This is a genomic window from Mycobacterium sp. IS-1742 (assembly GCF_001500125.1).
GTDB lineage: Bacteria > Actinomycetota > Actinomycetes > Mycobacteriales > Mycobacteriaceae > Mycobacterium.
In genome coordinates this window covers 1-19,707 of sequence record NZ_LQIV01000042.1, presented here as the reverse complement: position 1 = coordinate 19,707, position 19,707 = coordinate 1, and the positions used below count along the sequence as shown (strand labels likewise).

At 69.6% G+C, this 19,707-nt stretch carries 20 protein-coding genes; 17 read left to right on the top strand and 3 right to left on the bottom strand.

Features of this window, described 5'->3' with window-relative positions; genetic code table 11:
• Positions 1–5 precede the first annotated feature (5 nt).
• From AU196_RS20660 to AU196_RS20635, 6 genes are read left to right on the top strand one after another with little or no spacing between them, the layout of a single operon-like run.
• A complete protein-coding gene (locus AU196_RS20660; RefSeq protein ID WP_059096947.1) occupies positions 6–1,010 on the top strand; it encodes an ABC transporter permease in 1,005 nt (334 codons plus the stop codon).
• On the top strand, positions 1,011–1,661 hold the full coding sequence (locus tag AU196_RS20655; RefSeq protein WP_059096946.1) for a cysteine hydrolase family protein: 651 nt from the start codon (positions 1,011–1,013) through the stop codon (positions 1,659–1,661).
• Complete coding sequence (locus AU196_RS20650) at positions 1,658–3,238, top strand: ABC transporter substrate-binding protein (RefSeq protein ID WP_059096945.1); 1,581 nt, start codon at positions 1,658–1,660, stop codon at positions 3,236–3,238. Before AU196_RS20655 ends, AU196_RS20650 begins: the two co-directional genes overlap by 4 nt.
• Positions 3,238–4,074 (top strand): N-acyl homoserine lactonase family protein, encoded by an 837-nt coding sequence (locus AU196_RS20645; protein WP_059096944.1) that lies wholly within the window; start codon positions 3,238–3,240, stop codon positions 4,072–4,074. The genes AU196_RS20650 and AU196_RS20645 overlap by 1 nt, the downstream gene beginning before the upstream one ends.
• Positions 4,071–4,619, top strand: a complete 549-nt coding sequence (locus AU196_RS20640; protein ID WP_059096943.1) for a hypothetical protein — start codon at positions 4,071–4,073, stop codon at positions 4,617–4,619. The genes AU196_RS20645 and AU196_RS20640 overlap by 4 nt, the downstream gene beginning before the upstream one ends.
• The gene (locus AU196_RS20635; protein ID WP_059096942.1) at positions 4,616–5,656 is read left to right on the top strand and encodes an isopenicillin N synthase family dioxygenase; all 1,041 of its coding nucleotides are present in this window, start codon (positions 4,616–4,618) and stop codon (positions 5,654–5,656) included. The genes AU196_RS20640 and AU196_RS20635 overlap by 4 nt, the downstream gene beginning before the upstream one ends.
• Here AU196_RS20635 and AU196_RS20630 read toward each other — a convergent pair.
• Positions 5,649–6,749, bottom strand: a complete 1,101-nt coding sequence (locus AU196_RS20630) for an ABC transporter substrate-binding protein (RefSeq protein WP_231737662.1) — start codon at positions 6,747–6,749, stop codon at positions 5,649–5,651. The two genes, AU196_RS20635 and AU196_RS20630, sit on opposite strands and share 8 nt — an antisense overlap.
• Positions 6,750–6,917: 168 nt before the next feature.
• On the opposite strand from AU196_RS20630, the gene ctaD reads away from it, so the two are divergent.
• Positions 6,918–8,648, top strand: coding sequence for an aa3-type cytochrome oxidase subunit I (gene ctaD / locus AU196_RS20625; protein WP_059097151.1), 1,731 nt, complete (start codon positions 6,918–6,920; stop codon positions 8,646–8,648).
• A gap of 22 nt (positions 8,649–8,670) precedes the next feature.
• Positions 8,671–9,909: a phosphoserine phosphatase SerB gene (serB, locus tag AU196_RS20620; RefSeq protein ID WP_059096940.1), complete on the top strand. Its 1,239-nt coding sequence runs from the start codon at positions 8,671–8,673 to the stop codon at positions 9,907–9,909.
• Between the two features lie 9 nt (positions 9,910–9,918).
• Here serB and yczR read toward each other — a convergent pair whose 3' ends face one another.
• Positions 9,919–11,367: a MocR-like transcription factor YczR gene (yczR, locus tag AU196_RS20615; protein ID WP_059096939.1), complete on the bottom strand. Its 1,449-nt coding sequence runs from the start codon at positions 11,365–11,367 to the stop codon at positions 9,919–9,921.
• A 62-nt stretch (positions 11,368–11,429) separates the two neighbouring features.
• On the opposite strand from yczR, the gene AU196_RS25655 reads away from it, so the two are divergent.
• From AU196_RS25655 to AU196_RS20580, 8 genes are read left to right on the top strand one after another with little or no spacing between them, the layout of a single operon-like run.
• Positions 11,430–11,585 carry a hypothetical protein gene (locus AU196_RS25655; protein ID WP_157546560.1) on the top strand — a complete coding sequence of 52 codons (156 nt, stop codon included), beginning with the start codon at positions 11,430–11,432 and terminating at the stop codon, positions 11,583–11,585.
• A complete protein-coding gene (gene yczE, locus AU196_RS20610; protein WP_059096938.1) occupies positions 11,585–12,316 on the top strand; it encodes a membrane protein YczE in 732 nt (243 codons plus the stop codon). Before AU196_RS25655 ends, yczE begins: the two co-directional genes overlap by 1 nt.
• On the top strand, positions 12,268–13,116 hold the full coding sequence (locus tag AU196_RS20605) for an ABC transporter ATP-binding protein (RefSeq protein ID WP_059096937.1): 849 nt from the start codon (positions 12,268–12,270) through the stop codon (positions 13,114–13,116). The genes yczE and AU196_RS20605 overlap by 49 nt, the downstream gene beginning before the upstream one ends.
• Entirely contained in the window at positions 13,113–13,976 is an 864-nt protein-coding gene (locus tag AU196_RS20600) for an NUDIX hydrolase (RefSeq protein WP_059096936.1), read from the top strand. The genes AU196_RS20605 and AU196_RS20600 overlap by 4 nt, the downstream gene beginning before the upstream one ends.
• Before the next feature lie 4 nt (positions 13,977–13,980).
• Positions 13,981–14,631, top strand: coding sequence for an enoyl-CoA hydratase (locus AU196_RS20595; RefSeq protein ID WP_059096935.1), 651 nt, complete (start codon positions 13,981–13,983; stop codon positions 14,629–14,631).
• 10 nt (positions 14,632–14,641) lie between these two features.
• Positions 14,642–15,628 carry a class I SAM-dependent methyltransferase gene (locus AU196_RS20590; RefSeq protein WP_059096934.1) on the top strand — a complete coding sequence of 329 codons (987 nt, stop codon included), beginning with the start codon at positions 14,642–14,644 and terminating at the stop codon, positions 15,626–15,628.
• On the top strand, positions 15,586–16,800 hold the full coding sequence (locus AU196_RS20585) for a THUMP-like domain-containing protein (protein ID WP_502687280.1): 1,215 nt from the start codon (positions 15,586–15,588) through the stop codon (positions 16,798–16,800). Before AU196_RS20590 ends, AU196_RS20585 begins: the two co-directional genes overlap by 43 nt.
• A 22-nt stretch (positions 16,801–16,822) precedes the next feature.
• Positions 16,823–17,521 carry an esterase gene (locus AU196_RS20580; RefSeq protein WP_059096933.1) on the top strand — a complete coding sequence of 233 codons (699 nt, stop codon included), beginning with the start codon at positions 16,823–16,825 and terminating at the stop codon, positions 17,519–17,521.
• A 26-nt stretch (positions 17,522–17,547) separates the two neighbouring features.
• On the opposite strand, the gene AU196_RS20575 is transcribed toward AU196_RS20580, so the two are convergent.
• On the bottom strand, positions 17,548–18,831 hold the full coding sequence (locus AU196_RS20575) for an outer membrane protein assembly factor BamB family protein (protein WP_059096932.1): 1,284 nt from the start codon (positions 18,829–18,831) through the stop codon (positions 17,548–17,550).
• A 78-nt stretch (positions 18,832–18,909) separates the two neighbouring features.
• On the opposite strand from AU196_RS20575, the gene AU196_RS20570 reads away from it, so the two are divergent.
• Positions 18,910–19,647, top strand: a complete 738-nt coding sequence (locus AU196_RS20570; RefSeq protein WP_059096931.1) for an acetyltransferase — start codon at positions 18,910–18,912, stop codon at positions 19,645–19,647.
• Positions 19,648–19,707: the final 60 nt, after the last annotated feature.

Genomic DNA, 19,707 nt, shown 5'->3' with positions numbered 1-19,707 from the left:
CGCACATGCGGACCTTCGTCACGACCCGGATCGCCGCCATGTTCGCGATCCTCGTCGCGCTGACCGGGGTGATGTTCGTCCTCGCCCACGTCTCGCCGCTCGACCCGGTCAAGGCCCAGTTGGGCGCGCAGGCCTCCCAGGAGGCCGTCGCCGCCCGCCGCGAGGCGCTCGGGCTCAACGACCCGATCCTCGTGCAGTTCTGGAACTATCTGACCGGCGCGGTGACCGGCGACCTCGGGACCTCGTACCGCACCCGCCATCCGGTGGCGTCCGATCTCGGCGACTTCCTGCCCGCCACACTGGAACTCGCGATGCTCGGAATGGCCATCGCCCTCGTGCTCGCCGCGCTGCTGGCGTTCAGCACTTCCCTGAAGTGGCGCGGCTCGGCGGTGTTGCGGGCCGTGCTGTTCACCGGATCGTCCGCGCCGATGTTCCTGCTCGGCATCCTCGGCCTGATCGTCTTCTACCAACAACTGGGCTGGGTCCCGGCCAACGGGCGCCTCGGCGTCGCGAATCCGCCGACCGGCCCCACCGGCCTGCTGACCGTCGACGGGCTGCTGCACGCACGGTTCGACGTCGTCGCCGACGCGCTGCACCACCTGATCCTGCCCGCGCTGGTGATCGCGATCGGCCCGGCGGTGGCGATCGGCCGGGTGCTGCGGTCGAGCCTGCTCGGTGACACCGACAGTGATTACGCCAGAACCGCACGCGCCAAGGGTCTTTCGGAGAGCCGGATCATGGTCGGGCACATCCTGCGCAACTCGGTCGGCGCGGCCCTGTCGATGACGGGTCTGCAGATCGGGCTGATGTTCTCCGGTGTGCTCGTCGTCGAGCAGGTGTTCGGGTGGCCGGGAATCGGCCAGTACATCGCCCAGAGCATCCCGGTCGCCGACTTCCCGGCCATCGCCGGCGTGACGCTGATGCTCGGCGCGCTCTACGTCTTCATCAACACCGTGGTGGACCTCCTGCAGGCGGCCGCCGACCCCCGTATCACCGTCAGAGGAGGATAAGTGCCCGAACAACCACTCATCGTGGGCAATCCCGTGCTCGTGGTCGTCGACATCCAGCAGGGCGGTGACATGCCGGCCGACGAGGTGGGCATTGCGCACATGTCCGGCCACGCCGAACGGGTCGCCCGCGCCGAACGGTTGGTGGCCGCCGCGCGCGCCGCCGATCTGCCGATCGTCTTCTTTCAGGAGGTGCACCGGCCCAGCGGCGTCGACTTCGGCCGCGAACTCGACGGCGCCGAGGGGGTGCACTGCGTCGAGGGACGAGCGGGCACCGACCTCGAACCGTCGCTGCGTCCGCGGCCCGAACGCGACGACAAGGAATTCCACATCGTCAAACGCCGCTACTCGGGTTTCATCGGCACCGAGTTCGACATCGTGTTGCGCGGTGTGAAGGCCTCCACCCTGATCCTCATCGGCGGACTGACCGACGTGTGCGTGCACTACACGTTCGCCGACGCCCATCAGCGTGACTACTACGTGCGCGTGGTGACCGACTGCGTCGGTGGGTCGTCGCAGTACCGCCACGACGCCGCCCTCGACGCGATGGAGTACCTGCAGACAGGGGCGATGCGGACCACCGACGAGATCCTCGCCGCATTCGCCGCGCTGGCGCCCACCGACACGCTCGTCCTCGAGGGAGCTGCCCGATGATCCGCCGCCTGACCACCGTCGCCGCGATCGCGGCCACCGCCGCCCTGACGCTGAGTGCCTGCGGCGGTTCGGATTCCGGTGGCGGCGCGCCGAACGCCGCACCCGCCGACAAGGTGCTGCACCTGTCGTTCCTGCAGGATCCCGGGCAACCGCCCGATCCGGACGTGTTCTACGCGGGGCAGGGACTGCTGCTGACGACCAACGTCTACGAGGGCCTGCTGCAGTACAAGGGCGGCACCGAGAAGCCGGAGATCGAACCGCTGCTCGCCACCGAGTGGACCGAATCGCCGGACCACCGCGTGTTCACCTTCAGACTTCGTGAGGGGGTGACGTTCCACGACGGCACACCGTTCACCTCCGCCGCGGTCAAGGCGTCCTTCGACCGCAGGCTGGCCGTCGACCAGGGGCCCGCGTACATGGTCCAGGACGTCGAATCCATCACCGCCGACGGGGACTACGCGGTCACGATCACGCTCAAGGCCCCCAACTCGGCGTTCCTGGACTACCTCGCCTGTCCCTACGGCCCGCGCATGCTGAGCCCGAAGGGGTTGCAGGACAACGCCGGTGGCGATCATGCGCAGAACTACCTGACGACCCACGACCTGGGCACCGGTCCCTACACGCTGGCCGCGGCCGAGGTGGGGTCGCGCTACGCGCTGACCGCCTACCCCGGATACTGGGGCGAGAAGCCGTATTTCGAGCAGGTCGAGATCCCCGTCATCACCGACGTGTCCGCGCAGCAGCTGCAGTTCAACAACGGCCAGATCGCCGCGATTCTGCACGACCTTCCGTCGTCGGCGGTCGAGTCGTATCTGAACGACGACAAGTATGCGCACTACTCGCTGCCGACGATGATGTCGAACTATCTCTACGTCAACCCGCGCCGCGGCATGCTCACCGATCCCAAGAACCGCGCCGCGCTGCTGGCCGCGATCGACGTCGACGCGCTGGTCGAACAGACCTACTTCGGGCGCGGCAAGAAGGCCGAACAGCTCTATCCGCCGAACATGATCGCTCCGGAGCTGGCCAGACAGAACGTGACCCACGATCCGTCGCTGCTGACCGAGATCGCGGCCGCGCTGCCCGCCGACCAGAAGACCGTCACCGTCGGCTACGACTCCTCCAACCCCGACAACCAACTGATCAACAACCTGATCCAGACCCAGTTGGCCGCGGCCGGGCTCACCGCCAAGGTGCAGAGCTACCCGACCTCGGAGATCTACGGCTGGATCGGTAACGACGCGCCGAACGCGCCCGACATCCTGACCTCCACCGCGTGGCCGGATGCGCCGTCGCCCTACACCTGGGGTCACATCACCTGGGACGCCGACGGCGGGCTGAACTACCTCGGCTGCTCCGCGCCGCCGGTCACCGGGGCACTGGCCCGCGGGCTCGAGAACGGTGATCCGCAGATGTTCTCGCAAGCCGCCGCGGCCGCCGCGGACACCGGATGCTGGCTCAACATCGCCGACGTCGACGACTTCATGGTCGCCCAACCGTGGCTGCAAGGGGTCGAGCAGGCGCACGTGGTGACGAACCCGAACTCGCTTCGGCTGTTCGAACTGTCGGTCGCCTGATGGCCACTCTGGTGGGGCGGAGCGGCGTCCGCCGCATCATCCTGCTGACGCTGGGCTGGGAGGAACTGCCCAAATCGGTGTCGGTTCACGGCGCGCCTGCGGATGAGCGGATGCGCGAACCGGTGCCGGGTGTGCTGCTGGAAACCGACGGCGGGTGGGTGCTCCTGGACACCGGTTTCAACACCGCGCTGGTGCGCGACCCGTATCTCTACCGGCGCTTCTTCCCGACGGTCGAATACCGGCCCGTGCTGCCGGGTCCCGGGGAGCCGATCGAACAGCGGCTGGCGGAAGTGGGTGTCGACATCGACCGGATCCACACAGTCGCGGTGAGCCATCTGCACCACGACCACGCCGGCGGGCTCAAGCTGTTCGCAGGCAAGGTCCCGGTGCACGCGCAGCGCCGCGAACTCGAATACGGGCTGTCGAATCACCCTGAGCCCGAACACCATGCGATCGTGCGGGTGGACTTCGACGATCCGCGCATCGACTGGCGGCTGGCCGACGGGGAGGCGGAGATCGCACCCGGGATCACGGCGGTGCCCACCTACGGGCACACCCCCGGACACCAGAGCTTCGTCGTGGAACTCGACTCCTCGGTCGGCGGGGACGGGTTCGTGTTCGCGTTCGACGCCGCCGACCTGACCGAGAACATCGAGCACGAACTGGCGATCGGCGGATTCATCGACGTCGAACCCGAGGAGACCGTCGAACCGATACGCAGACTCAAGAAGCTGGCCGCCGACAGAGGTTTCCCACTCATACCCGGCCACGACCCGCATGTGTGGCCGGAGCTCACCCAGCAGTTCCACGAGCGGTTCGGGCCGGTGAATCCGTGAACGACGTCGCGGTGGTGATGCAGGAGTGCACCGGGCTGTGGCGGCGCACCCTGCTGATCGAGGCCGACGGATCACGCGACACCGGCACCGATGTGGTGTGGCTGCAGGGCATATCGGCCTATGTCGATTCGCGGGGGTTCGCCGGGGTGCTCACCCAGCGCCGTACCGGACGCGACGACGTGTTCGAGTGGCGCCGCGACATCGACCTGCAGCCGCCCGGCGAGTTCCCGGATGCGGGTTCCATGCGCTGGCAGGGCGAGACCCTCGTCGAAGAAGGTGTGCACGCCGACTACGTCGAACACTGGGTGCGCGACGCCGGCACCGCCGGACCGAGTTGGGCGCTGTCGCTCACCTCCGGCGCCGAACCCGCGCTGTTGCTGTGTGTCGGGGACCGCTTCGGCTGGGCCGGCGGCGACTCCGTGCTCATCGGCACCGTCGGCGACGACCGGTGGAATGGGCTCGGCATCGCGATGTCAGGACAGTGTCTTCGCGCCAACGGTGTGCGCTGGGATGTTCAGCGAATCGAAGGGGAAGTGAATCTATGAGCGCAGCAACGTCGTTCACCTCCGTACCGACCGTCGACATCAGTGGGCTGCGGTCCGCCGACCGTGCCGACCACGAACGTGTGGCGGCCGACCTCGGCGCCGCCGCACGGGACGTCGGCTTCTTCTACGTCAGCGGAAGCGGTATCGACGAGTCGCTCTTCGACCGAATGCTGACCGCGACGAAGGAGTTCTTCGCGCTGCCGCTGGAGGAGAAGATGCGCAGCTACATCGGCCTGTCGCGGTGCCACCGCGGGTACGTGCCGGTCGGTGAGGAGGGTGTCGAGCAGGGCACACCGGACCTCAAGGAGGCGTTCGACACCGCGCTGGACCTGCCGGCCGACGACCCCGACTACCTGGCGGGCAATCCCATGCTCGGTCCCAACACCTGGCCCGACCTCCCGGGTTTCGCCGAATCCGTCACCGCCTACTACACCGCGGTGCTCGAGGTGGGGCAGCGGCTGCTGTGGGCGTTCGCGATCGCGCTGGGGGAGGACCCCGACGTGTTCACCCGGCACGCGACGAAGACGCCGAGCCAACTGCGGTTGGTGCACTACCCCCACAACCCGGACGCCGAGGACCACCTGGGCATCGGCGCGCACACCGACTACGAGTGCTTCACGCTGCTCAAACCGACCGCGCCGGGTCTGGAGGTGCTCAACGGGGCCGGGGAGTGGATCGACGTGCCCCCGGTGCCCGGCACCTTCGTCGTCAACATCGGCGACATGCTGGAACTGTGGACCAACGGCGCGTTCGTCGCCACCAGCCACCGGGTCCGCAAGGTCAAGGAGGAGCGGTACTCGTTCCCGCTGTTCTTCAACGTCGACTACCACACCGAGGTCAAACCGCTGCCGCAGTTCGCACCCCGCGACGGCCGGCCACGTCCGGCGCTGCGGGCCGGTGAGCATCTCTTCGCCCAGACCGCGCAGTCCTTCGCCTATCTGCGCCGCCGCCTCGACAACGGGGACCTCGTGCTGCCCGAGGGGTCCCTGGCGCTCGGCCAGTTCGGCCAGCAGGCGCTGCAGGGCACGATCAGTTGATCGGTGCGTTGACCCAGCGGAGATCGGCGAGCATGCTGCGTGCTGCCACGATGCCCTGACCGGTCTGCCACACCTCGTTGTTCACCACGTACACCCGGCCGTCCTGCGCGGCCGACAGCGCGCGCCAGGCGTCGCCGTCGAGGATCGCCGGTGCGTTGTCTCGAGCGGCCGGCGAGTCGAACGAGACGTAGACGATGTCGGCGTCGGCGATCGCGTAGTCCGGGGCGTCGCCGGTGCCGAGTTCCACGAACGGCTCGTCGGTGAAGCGCTGGGCGGCCGGCCGGTCGAGGCCCACCTCCGCCAGCACGCTGCCCGCGAAGTTGCGGGCCCCGAAGACCCGCACCGCGTCGTCGGTCAGTTGGACCACCGACACCTGGTAGTGGGCGGCGTCGTTGTCCGTCCCTGTCCTGCGGGCGACGTCGGCGAACCCGTCGAGCAGCCCGCCCGCGGCGCCGAACCGCCCGGTGGCGGCCCCGACCGTGCGCAGGTTCGCCTGCCAGTCGGCGCCCGAGGGCCCGGTGAACACCGTCGGCGCGATCTGTCCCAGGGCGTCGAAGAGCTCCGGGGTGAGCGCCTGCGACCCGAGGATCAGGTCCGGTGCGGCGGCCCGGATCGCCTCGAGATCGGGGGCCGACCGGGTGCCCGCCGGCGCGACGTCGTGGATCACCGCCCCGAGATACGACGGCTGCTCGTCTCGGCCGTCGGGCAGGGCGGCAGCCACGACGCGCGACTGCAGTCCCAGCGCACACAGCGCGTCGAGCTGGTCACCCGAGAGCGCCACGATGCGCTGGGGATCAGCCACCACCCGCGTCTCGCCGGCGGCGTGGCGCACCTCGCGCTGCGGTGGGCCGGGGTCGACCCGGGCGGGTTCGGGCGCGCACGACTCGTCGGGCCTGCGGTCGTTGCCGAGCACCCCGGCGCCCGCGATGCGGGTGGTGCTGGTGATGAGCGACGACATCGGCGCCGACGCGGCGGGGTCGGCGTCGGTCGATCCACACCCGGTCAGGCCCGTCACGAGCGCCGCGATCAGCGCCGCCGACACCGTCGTCCTCGCCCAGGTTGGGGTCCTCGTCTGCGGTCGGCCGATCAGCACGGGCCCGACGGTAACATCCTGGTCGTGACCCTTCGGGGGGCCGAGCCGTGGCGTGCCCGACGAGCGATTACGACACTTTGTAGGACCCAGGCTGACCCGGGCCGCGCCGAACGATAGGATTCGTGGCAGCAAGGCGGGGAATCGCCGACAGAACTTTTGGAGGACCTCTTGGTAGCCGAAGCGCCCCCAATCGGAGAACTCGAGGCACGTCGTCCGTTCCCGGAGCGCCTCGGTCCCAAGGGCAACCTGTTCTACAAGGTCATCACGACCACCGATCACAAGCTGATCGGCATCATGTACTGCATCGCCTGCTTCGCGTTCTTCTTGATCGGCGGGTTGATGGCGCTGTTCATGCGCACCGAACTGGCGGTCCCCGGCCTGCAGTTCCTGTCGAACGAGCAGTACAACCAGCTGTTCACCATGCACGGCACGGTGATGCTCCTGTTCTACGCCACCCCGATCGTGTTCGGGTTCGCGAACCTGGTGCTGCCGCTGCAGATCGGCGCCCCCGACGTGGCGTTCCCGCGCCTCAACGCGTTCTCGTTCTGGCTGTTCCTGTTCGGCGCGCTGATCGCGCTGGCCGGGTTCATCACCCCCGGGGGCGCCGCGGACTTCGGCTGGACCGCGTACTCGCCGCTGACCGACGCCATCCACTCGCCCGGTGCGGGTGGTGACCTGTGGATCATGGGTCTGGCCGTCGGCGGTCTGGGCACCATCCTCGGTGGCGTCAACATGGTCACCACCGTGGTCTGCATGCGCGCCCCCGGTATGACGATGTTCCGGATGCCGATCTTCACCTGGAACATCCTGGTGACGTCGATCCTGGTGCTGCTGGCCTTCCCGCTGCTGACCGCCGCGCTGTTCGGCCTGGCCGCCGACCGCCACCTCGGAGCGCACATCTACGACCCGGCCAACGGCGGTGTGCTGCTGTGGCAGCACCTGTTCTGGTTCTTCGGCCACCCCGAGGTGTACATCATCGCGCTGCCGTTCTTCGGGATCGTCAGTGAGATCTTCCCGGTGTTCTCCCGCAAGCCGATCTTCGGCTACACCACGCTGATCTACGCGACCATCGCGATCGCCGCGCTGTCGGTGGCGGTGTGGGCGCACCACATGTACGCGACCGGCGCGGTGCTGCTGCCGTTCTTCTCGTTCATGACCTTCCTCATCGCCGTGCCGACCGGTATCAAGTTCTTCAACTGGATCGGCACGATGTGGAAGGGCCAGTTGACGTTCGAGACACCGATGCTGTTCTCGGTGGGCTTCCTGCTGACGTTCCTGCTCGGTGGTCTGTCGGGTGTGCTGCTGGCCAGCCCGCCGCTGGACTTCCACGTCACCGACAGCTACTTCGTCATCGCGCACTTCCACTACGTGCTGTTCGGCACCATCGTGTTCGCCACCTACGCCGGCATCTACTTCTGGTTCCCGAAGATGACGGGCCGCCTGCTCGACGAGAAGCTGGGCAAGCTGCACTTCTGGCTGACATTCATCGGCTTCCACACCACCTTCCTGGTGCAGCACTGGGTCGGTGACGAGGGCATGCCGCGCCGCTACGCCGACTACCTGCCGTCGGACGGGTTCACCACGTTGAACATCGTGTCGACCATCGGCGCGTTCATCCTCGGGATCTCGACGCTGCCGTTCCTGTGGAACATCTTCCGCAGCTGGCGTTACGGCGAACCCGTCACCGTCGACGACCCGTGGGGTTACGGCAACTCGCTGGAGTGGGCCACCAGCTGCCCGCCGCCGCGGCACAACTTCACCGAGCTGCCCCGGATCCGGTCGGAGCGCCCGGCGTTCGAGCTGCACTACCCGCACATGGTCGAGCGGATGAGAGCCGAGGCCCACGTCGGCCGCGACCACCACGCGGACGAGCCCAAGCCGATCGACGCGTCCAGCTGATGGGCCGCTGCGGAAGCCGGGGGTGAACGCAGCTGCCAAGGTGTCGGTCCTCATCACCGTCACCGGAGTCGACCAGCCGGGTGTGACCTCGGCGCTGTTCGAGGTGCTGTCGCAACACCGTGTCGAACTGCTCAACGTCGAACAGGTCGTGGTCCGCGGGCGCCTCACGCTCGGTGTGCTGGTGGCGGCGGCAGAGGACGTGGCCGACGGCGACGCGTTGCGCACCGACGTCGAGGAGGCGATCCACGACGTCGGCCTCGAGGTGACGATCGAGCGCAGTGCCGACACCCCGGTGATGCGGGAGCCGTCCACCCACACGATCGTCGTGCTGGGCCGGCCGATCACCGCCGGCGCGTTCGGTGTGGTGGCCCGTGAGGTCGCCGAGCTCGGCGTCAACATCGACACCATCCGCGGGGTCTCCGACTACCCGGTCACGGGTCTGGAACTGCGGGTGTCGGTGCCGCCGGGCGCGGCTTATGGACAGCTGCAGAAGGCGATGGCCCGGGTGGCCGTCGACGAGGGCGTCGACATCGCGCTCGAGGACTACAGCCTGTCCCGACGGGCGAAACGGCTCATCGTGTTCGACGTCGACTCGACCCTGATCCAGGGCGAGGTGATCGAGATGCTCGCCGCGCGGGCCGGGGCCGAGGCCGCCGTCGCCGAGGTGACCGAGGCAGCGATGCGTGGCGAACTGGACTTCGCCGAATCCCTGCACCGGCGCGTCGCCACGCTGGCGGGCCTGCCGGCGTCAGTCCTCGACGACGTGGCCGAGCAGATCGAGCTCACCGCGGGCGCGCGCACGACACTGCGCACACTGCGCCGGCTCGGCTTCCACTGCGGCATCGTCTCCGGCGGCTTCCGCCAGGTGATCGAACCGCTGGCCCACGAGCTGATGATGGACTTCGTCGCCGCCAACGAACTCGAGATCGTCGACGGGAAGCTGACCGGCCGCGTCGTCGGTGAGGTCATCGACCGGCCGGGTAAGGCCAAGGCGCTGCGGAACTTCGCGCAGCAGGCCGGAGTGCCCATGGAGCAGACCGTCGCGGTCGGTGACGGCGCCAACGACATCGACATGCTCTGCGCGGCCGGGCTCGGCGTGGCCTTCAACGCCAAACCCGCGCTGCGCGAGGTCGCCGACGCCTCGTTGAGCCATCCCTACCTGGACACCGTGCTGTTCATCCTCGGCGTCACCCGCGGCGAGATCGAGGCCGCCGACGCCGTCGACGGGCTGCTGCGCCGCGTCGAGATCCCCGAGGACTGACCCGCCGGGTCAGACCACGACGACGCGCTGCGACACCGCCGTCGCACCGGTCACGGCGTGCCACGCCCGCGCCAGCAGGGTGACGGCCTCGGTCATCTGTTCCGGCGGCAGCGTGTAGGGAATGCGGATGAAGCGCTCCAGCGAACCGTCCACGCCGAAACGCGGGCCGGGCGGCACGTCCAGCCCCATCCGCGACGCCGCCGCCGACAGCGCCGAGCTCATCGGGGAGGGCAGCCGCACCCACAGCGCCAGACCACCGCCGCCGGGACACGGCTGCCAGTCCGGCAGGTGTTCGTCGAGCAGGGACACCATCAGCGCCCGACGGGTGCGAAGGATCTCGCGGCGCTCGGGCAGCACGTCGTGGCCGGCGCGCAGCAGTTCCGCCGCGGCGAGCTGTTCGAGGATCGGCGTACCCATGTCGATGGACGGACGCAGCGCCGCGATCGAGGCCAGCGTGGCCGGATCGGCGCGGATCCACCCGATCCGCAGCCCGCCCCAGAACGATTTGGACATCGACCCGATGGTCAGCAGCAGATCCCGGCGGCGGGTCATCGCCGTCGCGACCGGCGGAGGGACCGGCTCGTCCAGCCACACCTCGGTCATGGTCTCGTCGACGATGGTGCGGGTGCCGGTGTCGGCGATGAGCGCGGCGAGTTCCCGACGCTGCTCCTGCGGCATCGTCCGGCCGGTGGGGTTGTGGTTGTCGGGCACGAGGTAGGCGAGGGTGGGGGCGAGTTGGCGGATCGCGTTCTGCACCACCCCGAGGTCCCACCCGTCGTCGCCGATGGCCACCGGGACCGGGCGGGCGCCCGCGGTGGTGATCGCCGCGAGTGCGCCGTGATAGGTCGGCTGCTCGACGAGCACGCGGTCGCCGGGCTGCGTGTAGGTCGCCAGGATCAACCCGATCGCGTGCAGCGCCCCGGTGGTGATCATGATGTCGTCGGGTTCGGTGGGAAGTCCACGCGCGCAGTACTTTTCGGCGACCGCCTCGCGCAGGGGCAGTACACCGGCGAGTTCGATGCCGGTGTCGTGCAGGTAGGGCGTCATCTGCTGGGTGGCCGTGGTGAGCGCGGCCAGCACCGCGGGGGCCGGAGCGGCCAGCGCGGCGTTGGCCAGGTTGACCGCACCGCGGGGCGCGACGGGCGGGGCGGGGGTGTCGAGGGTGGCCGGGAGCGCGGTGGTGCTGCGGGCACCGCGGCGGGCCAGCAGGTACCCGTCCTCGCGTAGGTGGGCGTATGCGCTGGTGACCGTCGTGCGCGAGACCCGCAACCGGTCGGCGAGGGCACGCTCGCTCGGCAGGCGGGCGCCGACCGGAAGCCGCCCGTCGACGATGAGCATCCGGATGCCGTCGGCCAGGCCCTGATAGACCGGGCCACTGGAATTGGATGTGCGCCAGTTCCCCAGCTCGCGGGCCAGTCTCTCGACATCGAGCGTCCTGGCAGGCATTTCCAACGTCATCGTGGCCAGTATGCGCCAACTGGCTATTGAAGGGCAAGCCAAACGTTCGAACAATGGACCACATGACTTCAAACTGGATATTTCGACTTGGAACTGGCCTTTCATCACTGTTCACTTTTCGGCCCGGGGAGTTCGCCAGCCCCGAACTGGACGCCGATCTGCGCCGGATGCGCAGCGAACTGGATGCCATCCGGATCCGCTTCCCGGACCACTCCTAGTGCGGGTACGGCCCGCGACGGGCGCGGCGCGGGCCGCGCTCCTGCTCGTCGGACTGGTTCTCTACGGCTTCTCCATGGCGCTCATGGTGCGCGCCGGCCTCGGACTCGACCCGTGGGACGTCTTCCACCAGGGCCTGGCGCGGCGCACCGGCGTGAGCATCGGCACCGCGACGGCCCTGGTCGGCGTGGTGGTACTGCTGGCCTGGATCCCGCTGCGCAACCGGCCAGGGGTGGGGACGGTGGCCAACGTCGTGGTGATCGCGGTGACCGTCGATGCGGGCCTGGCCGTCATGCCCGACGCGTCGACGCTGCCTGTACAGGTCGTGTGGATGCTCACCGCGGTCGTGCTCAACGCGCTCGCGACCGTGCTCTACATCGGCGCCGGACTCGGACCGGGCCCACGCGACGGACTGATGACGGGGCTGGTCGCCAAAACCGGCCTATCCGTGCGGCTGGTGCGCACCGCGATCGAGGCGACCGTGCTCACCGCGGGATGGCTGCTCGGCGGCACGGTCGGCGTCGGGACCGTGGTCTACGCGTTCGGGATCGGGCCGCTGGTGCAGCTGTTCATGCGGCTCGGCGAATTCGGTGCGCACCGCCGCGCCGAGCGCCACCGCACACCCCCGGATGGCGGGGGTGACCCGCAGGTTGCACCACCCGCCGGGTACGGCACGATGGTCGGGTGCCCGAAGAAGACGCAGCCGACGGTGCCCCCGACGAGGATCTGCTGATCGACTTCACCAAAGTCAGCCTGCGCCGCGGCGGCCGGACGCTGGTGGGCCCGCTGACATGGGCGGTCGAACTCGACGAGCGGTGGGTGGTCATCGGACCCAACGGAGCGGGCAAGACGTCGCTGCTGCGCATCGCCGCCGCCACGGAGCACCCGTCGTCCGGGGTGGCGTACGTGCTGGGCGAGCGGCTCGGCCGCACCAACATGGCCGAGCTGCGGTCCCGCATCGGGTTGTCCAGTTCGGCGCTCGCGCAACGAATCCCGCCGGGTGAAGTGGTGCGGGACCTGGTCGTGTCCGCCGGTTACGCCGTGCTGGGGCGGTGGCGGGAGCGCTACGACGAGGTCGACTACGCGCGGGCGGTCGACATGCTGGAGAGCGTCGGCGCCGAACATCTGGCCGAGCGGATCTACGACACCCTGTCCGAGGGCGAACGCAAGCGGGTGATGATCGCGCGCTCGCTGATGACCGATCCCGAACTGTTGCTGCTCGACGAGCCGGCCGCCGGCCTCGACCTGGGTGGGCGCGAGGAGCTCGTCGCCCGCCTCGCCGACCTCGCCGCCGACCCCGATGCCCCCGCGATGGTGCTCGTCACCCACCACGTCGAGGAGATTCCGCCGGGGTTCAGCCACTGCCTGATCCTCTCCGAGGGTCAGGTCGTCGCCGCCGGTCTGCTGCCCGACGTGCTGACCGCCGAGAACCTGTCGAAGGCCTTCGGTCAGCAGATCGCCCTCGACGTCATCGACGGCCGTTACTTCGCCCGTCGCACCCGCACCAGGGCCGCTCACAGGAGACGCGCATGACCGAGCCCACCGAGAAGCCGACGCCCGATCCGCTCGTCCCGCGGCCCGCGGCCACCGTGATGCTGATCCGGTCCGCCCGTGGCATACCGGAGGATCTCGAGGTCTTCCTGATGCGCCGGCACGCGGGCATGGACTTCGTCGCCGGGGTGATGGTGTTCCCGGGCGGCGGCGTCGACGACCGGGACCGCAACGCCGACATCGCCTGGGCCGGGCCCGGACCGGACTGGTGGGCCGACCGACTCGGGGTGGACGAGGGGTTGGCCGAGGCCCTGGTGTGCGCGGCCGCCCGCGAGACCTTCGAGGAGTGCGGCGTACTGTTCGCCGGCGCCGCCGACGATCCGGACGTCCTCGTCGACGATGCCTCGGTGTACCGGGACGCACGGCAGGCGCTGATCGACCGGTCGCTGTCGTTCGCCGACTTCCTGCGCAACGAGAAACTGGTGCTGCGCGCCGACCTGCTGCGGCCGTGGGCGAACTGGGTGACCCCCGAGGAGGAGCGCACCCGCCGCTACGACACCTACTTCTTCGTCGGGGCGCTGCCCGACGGTCAACGCGCAGACGGGGAGAACACCGAGACCGACAAGGCCGGGTGGATCACCCCCGAGGAGGCGCTGCGCGACTTCGCCGACGGGCGCTCGTTCCTCCTGCCGCCGACGTGGACGCAGCTCGATGCGCTGGCCGGTCGCACCGTGGCCGAGGTGCTCGCCGTCGAACGCCGCATCGAGGCGGTGCAGCCCACCCTCGCCGTCCACAACGGCAACTGGGAGATCGAGTTCTTCGACAGCGACCGGTACAACGCGGCGCGCAACCACCGGGCACCGGCGGGCAGGAGCGAAGCGACCGGGGAATCGACCGAGTGACGCCGTGAGGGAATTCGTCGGCGTCCACACCAGCGACGAGCAGCCGGGGATCGCCACGCTGCTGCTGTCGCGCCCGCCGACCAATGCGCTCACCCGCCAGGTGTATCGCGAATTGACCTCGGCCGCCGAGGAACTGACCGGCAGGGACGACATCGCCGCGGTCATCGTGTTCGGCGGTCATGAGATCTTCTCGGCCGGCGACGACGTCCCCGCGCTGCGCGCGCTGGACCCCCGGGAGGCCGCCGCCGCCACCGAGGCGGCCCGCCGGGCCCTCGCCGCGGTCACGGCCGTCCCGAAACCGACCGTCGCCGCGGTGACCGGCTACGCCCTCGGCAGTGGACTGACGCTGGCCCTGGCCGCCGACTGGCGCATCAGCGGGGACAACGTCAAGGTGGGCTCGACGGAGATCCTCGCCGGCCGGGCCCCGAACCCGGACGCCACCGCGCGCCTGGCGCAGGCGATCGGCCTGAGCAAGGCCAAGGACCTGGTGTTCTCCGGACGCTTCGTCGGCGCAGAAGAAGCCCATGCGCTGGGGTTGCTCGACGAACTGGCCGCACCCGACGGCGTGTACGACGCCGCCGTGGCCTGGGCGAGGCGCTTCACCGACTACCCACCGCAGGTGCTGGCTGCCGCCAAGGCGTCCTTCGCCGGTTAGGCTGCCAGCCATGACGAGTATCGACCACACGTCCACCGACCTGCCCGCGTCCAACCCGCACGCGACCGCCGAACAGGTCGAGGCCGCGATGTCCGACTCGAAGCTCGCCCAGGTGCTCTACCACGACTGGGAGGCCGAGACCTACGACGAGAAGTGGTCGATCTCCTACGACCAGCGCTGCGTCGACTACGCCCGGGGCCGCTTCGACGCCGCCGTGCCCGAGAAGGTGCAGCGCGAACTGCCCTACGACCGGGCGCTGGAGCTCGGCTGCGGCACCGGCTTCTTCTTGCTCAACCTGATCCAGGCCGGCGTCGCCCGGCGGGGCTCGGTGACCGACCTGTCGCCGGGCATGGTGAAGGTGGCCACCCGCAACGGACAGTCGCTCGGTCTCGACATCGACGGGCGGGTCGCCGACGCCGAGGGCATCCCGTACGACGACGACACCTTCGACCTGGTGGTCGGCCACGCGGTGCTCCACCACATCCCCGACGTCGAACTGTCGCTGCGCGAGGTCATCCGCGTGCTCAAACCGGGCGGCCGGTTCGTGTTCGCGGGGGAGCCGACCACCGTGGGCAACCGCTACGCGCGCGAGCTGTCGACGCTGACGTGGCGGATCGCCACCAACGTCACGAAGCTGCCGATGCTCTCGGACTGGCGCCGCCCGCAGACCGAACTCGACGAATCGTCGCGTGCGGCCGCCCTGGAGGCCGTGGTCGATCTGCACACCTTCGACCCGGCCGACCTCGAGCGCATGGCCAGTTCCGCCGGAGCCGTCGAGGTGCATACCGCCAGTGAGGAATTCACCGCCGCGATGCTGGGCTGGCCGGTCCGCACTTTCGAGGCCGCCGTACCACCCGGCCGATTGGGTTGGAACTGGGCTAAATTCGCGTTCGGCAGCTGGACGACGCTGAGCTGGTTCGACGCCAACGTGTGGCGCCGCGTCGTCCCGAAGGGCTGGTTCTACAACGTGATGGTCACAGGGGTCAAGCCGTCCTAGCGTTCGACCTCGAGTCGGTCGCCTACCTGCGCGGCGACGAGGGCCGCGGCGCGCTGGCCGACGTCGCGGCGCTGCCGCTGACCCCCTCCAGCCTGGTCGCCGACATCGCTTCGGCGCGAACACGTTTCGGCGAACGTGCGGGCATCCTGGTCGAAACGGTGCGGTTGCGCCGCAAAGCGGCGGACAAGCTGCCCGGCACCGCCGACTGGCTGTTCACCGACGAGGCACTGCAGCAGGCCACCGCCGGTGTCGTCGCCGCGCACCGGGCCGGCCGGTTGACCGGAACTCGGGTGCACGACGCGACGTGCTCGATCGGCACCGAACTTGCGGCACTGGCCGATCGCGCAGCGTACGTGGTCGGCAGCGACCTCGATCCGGTGCGGCTGGCGATGGCCCGGCACAACCTCGACCGGCGTGGCGCCGGGGTGCCGCTCCTGCGCGCCGACGCGCTGCGGCCCGTGACCCGCGACACCGTCGTCCTGCTCGACCCGGCCCGCAGGCGCGGCGGCCGGCGCACGTTCGATCCGCAGCAGTACACGCCGCCACTGGACGAGGCGCTCGACGTCTACGCGGGCCGGGATGTCGTCGTCAAATGCGCTCCGGGAATTGATTTCGGCGCGCTGCGACACCTCGGTTTCACCGGCGAGATCGAGATCACCTCCTATGCGGGCAGCGTCCGGGAGGCCTGCCTCTGGTCGGCCGGGTTGACACCGGCGGGAGTCACCCGCCGTGCGAGCGTCCTCGACCGCGGCGAGGACCTCACCGACGCCGAACCCGACGACTGCCCGGTCGCGCCCGCGGGCCGCTGGATCGTCGACCCCGACGGTGCGATCGTGCGCGCCGGGCTGGCCCGCCACTATGCGGCACGGCACGGTCTGTGGCAGCTCGACCCCGAGATCGCCTATCTCTCGGGCGATCGGCTGCCCGACGGCGTCCGTGGTTTCGAGGTGCTCGAACAGGTCGCCTACCAGGAGAAGCGGCTACGGCAGGCGCTCGCGACTCACGACGCCGGGGCCGTCGAGATCCTGGTCCGCGGCGTCGACGTCGACCCCGACGCGCTGCGCCGCAGGCTCAAACCCCGCGGCAGCGCCGCCGTGTCGGTGGTCGTGACCCGGCTGGGCAGCGGGACCGCAAGCCGGGCAACAGCCTTCATATGCCGACCGTCACACTGAACCGGCACGTACTCTTGCGGTGATGACACGCTTCACTTCGATCGCGGCGCTGCTGACCGCCACCGTCCTGGCCGGGTGGACCGGTCCCTCGGTGGCATCGGCGCAGACCGCGTGCGCCGACCTCGGCGGCGCTCTCAACGCCGAGCAGTCCTGTCAGGTCCACGCCGCGACCGCGGCCTACACCGTCGACTTCAGCTTCCCTGCCGGCTACCCCGACGAGCAGGCGGTGTCGGCGTACCTCACCCAGACCCGCGACGGGTTCGTCAACGTCTCCGAGATGCCCGGCGCACGGAACCTGCCGTACGTCCTGGACGCCAAGGGGTCCGCGCACCACTCGGGGCTGGCCCCGCGCGGCACCCAGAGCCTCGTGCTGGAGGTCTACCAGAACGTCGGTGGCGCACACCCGCAGACGTGGTTCAAGGCCTTCAACTACGACCTCGGGAAGCGCGCGCCGATCACGTTCGACACGCTGTTCCGGCCGGGCACCCGTCCGCTGGACGTGGTGTATCCCGCCGTGCAGCGCGATCTGCAGGCCAAGACCGGCATCGATCAGCCGGTGCCGCCCGCCGACGGACTCGACCCGCAGAACTACCAGAACTTCGCCGTCACCGACGATGCGGTGATCTTCTTCTTCGGACAGGGCGAACTGCTGCCCGAGGCGGCAGGCGCCCTGCAGGCCACGGTGCCGCGGGCAGCGCTCGCCCCCATCCTCGCGGTTTAGACCGACGACGTCTGGGCCTGTTCCGGCTATTCCGGCGCGAACCCGTAGACCTGGCCGTCACTGGTGGCGGCGACGACGCGGCCGTCCTGCCCGAGCGAGACCCCGACCGGCCATCCGGTCGCCTCGGGCAGGGGATAGCTGTTGACGGTACGGCCGTCGGCGGTGTCGAACACAGTCAGGTCCTGGCCGCCGTCGGGTGCCTCGGTCACCGCGTAGCCGAGGGCGCCGGCGCGGCTCGACGTGGTCAGCGTGGCGATGTCCTCGCGGGTCCACACCACCTCGCCGCGGTCGCCCTCGTCGCGGATCGCCGTCAACTTCGCTCCCGGTCCGCCACCGGCGATGATCGAGCCGTCCGGTGACACCGAGGGCGGCGTCTGCGGCAGGTAGTCCAGGGGGACCGACCACTTGGCCTCGCCGTCGGCGGTGTCGAGCGCCCACAGGTGTCGGTCCCGGCCATTGACGTACACCGTCGATCCGTCCGCCGAGAGCACCGGACTGGCCAGCGGACCCTTTTCCACTGCGTCACTGGTCCATTCGCGCGACAAGAGCGGCGTCTGGCCCGGCCGGTAGCGCAGGCCGACCAGAACCGGTTTGTCGGCGCCGGGCTCCCACAGGCTCAGCACCACGATGTTGCCTGCGGCCGAGAAGGCGGGGGCTGCCGCCACCGGGCACTGCGGCCGGGCCGGTCCGCAGTCTGCGAGGCCCCGTTCGGAGTTCCTGGGGTCGACACCGGTCACCAAGTCCAGGGGGGCGCCCTCGACGGTGCCGCGGTGGGCGTCGAAGACGAGGACCTGCCCCAGGTGGGTGATCACGAGCAACTGGCCGGGCGCCATGATCCGAGGTGTCGTCGGCGCGCCGATCACGGGTTTGCGCCAGCGGATCCACTGCGTGCGCGGAAACGACAGGATCGCACCCGGTTGCCCGACGTAGACGTTGTCGAATCCGTCGATCAGCGGGCTGGCTGCGCCCGCGCCCTGCACGAGGCGCGAACACCACCGCTGCCGGCCGTCGTTGTCGGCCTCCCAGACCATGAGCGAGCAACCGGCCGGGCTCTGGGCGTTGGCGACCAGGTAGCCGCCGGCGCCCAGCGCCACCGCAGCGCCGAGGTCGCCCTTGACCGACCGGCTCCACTCCAGCTTCAACGTCTCGGCGCCCTCGCCGGCGACGAAGCTGCTGTTGGCGGCGTCGCCGTACTGCGCCGGCCATCCCGGCGCGGCCTTCGCCTCCACCCATGACGACGTGTCACCGCATCCTGCGGACACAACCACCAGCAGCGCTGAAACCGCGAGCACGAGGAATCGCCGGAACACGGTGTCCTTTCACGTCGCTGATGAGCCCACGTGAGGGTAACCCGGACGCCTGCGCGCCCTCGCGTAGGCTTTGCGGCCATGACGACGATGTGGGGCGCTCCGCTGCACAAGCGTTGGCGGGGCTCGCGGCTGCGTGACCCGCGCCAGGCCCGGTTCCTGACGGCGGCTTCGGTGCGATGGGTGCTGGCCAACCGCGCCTACACCCCGTGGTACCTGGTCCGGTACTGGCGGCTGCTCAAGTTCAAACTGACCAATCCGCACGTGATCACCCGCGGCATGGTGTTCCTCGGCAAGAACGTCGAGATTCAGGCGACACCCGAACTGGCGCAGCTCGAGATCGGGCGCTGGGTGCACATCGGCGACAAGAACACCATCCGCGCCCACGAGGGCTCGCTGCGCATCGGCGACAAGGTGGTGCTGGGCCGCGACAACGTCATCAACACCTATCTCGACATCGAACTCGGAGACTCCGTGCTGATGGCCGACTGGTGCTACGTCTGCGACTTCGACCACAAGATGGACAACATCGAGATGCCGATCAAGGACCAGGGCATCGTCAAGAGCCCGGTGCGCATCGGCCCGGACACCTGGGTCGCGACGAAGGTCACCGTTCTGCGCGGTACCACCGTCGGCCGCGGCTGCGTGCTGGCCGCCCACGCGGTGGTCAAGGGGGACATCCCCGACTTCTCGATCGCGGTGGGCGCCCCGGCGAAGGTGGTCAAGAACCGCAAGCTGGCGTGGGAGACGTCGGCGGCGCAGCGCGCGGAACTGGCTGCGGCGCTGGCCGACATCGAGCGCAAGAAGGCTGCGCGCTGAGAGTTCTCGGCCCCCACGCCGAGTGCGGCTCAGTTGACGGTGGGTGGTGGGGGTTGGTAT

Excerpts from the sequence above, each read along its gene's own strand:
- AU196_RS20570 (WP_059096931.1), top strand. The coding sequence starts at position 18,910 with ATGACGACGATGTGGGGCGCTCCGCTGCACAAGCGTTGGCGGGGCTCG.
- AU196_RS20650 (WP_059096945.1), top strand. The coding sequence starts at position 1,658 with ATGATCCGCCGCCTGACCACCGTCGCCGCGATCGCGGCCACCGCCGCC.
- AU196_RS25655 (WP_157546560.1), top strand. The coding sequence starts at position 11,430 with ATGACTTCAAACTGGATATTTCGACTTGGAACTGGCCTTTCATCACTG.
- AU196_RS20645 (WP_059096944.1), top strand. The coding sequence starts at position 3,238 with ATGGCCACTCTGGTGGGGCGGAGCGGCGTCCGCCGCATCATCCTGCTG.
- AU196_RS20590 (WP_059096934.1), top strand. The coding sequence starts at position 14,642 with ATGACGAGTATCGACCACACGTCCACCGACCTGCCCGCGTCCAACCCG.
- AU196_RS20600 (WP_059096936.1), top strand. The coding sequence starts at position 13,113 with ATGACCGAGCCCACCGAGAAGCCGACGCCCGATCCGCTCGTCCCGCGG.
- AU196_RS20580 (WP_059096933.1), top strand. The coding sequence starts at position 16,823 with ATGACACGCTTCACTTCGATCGCGGCGCTGCTGACCGCCACCGTCCTG.
- AU196_RS20660 (WP_059096947.1), top strand. The coding sequence starts at position 6 with ATGCGGACCTTCGTCACGACCCGGATCGCCGCCATGTTCGCGATCCTC.
- AU196_RS20635 (WP_059096942.1), top strand. The coding sequence starts at position 4,616 with ATGAGCGCAGCAACGTCGTTCACCTCCGTACCGACCGTCGACATCAGT.
- yczR (WP_059096939.1), bottom strand. The coding sequence starts at position 11,367 with ATGACGTTGGAAATGCCTGCCAGGACGCTCGATGTCGAGAGACTGGCC.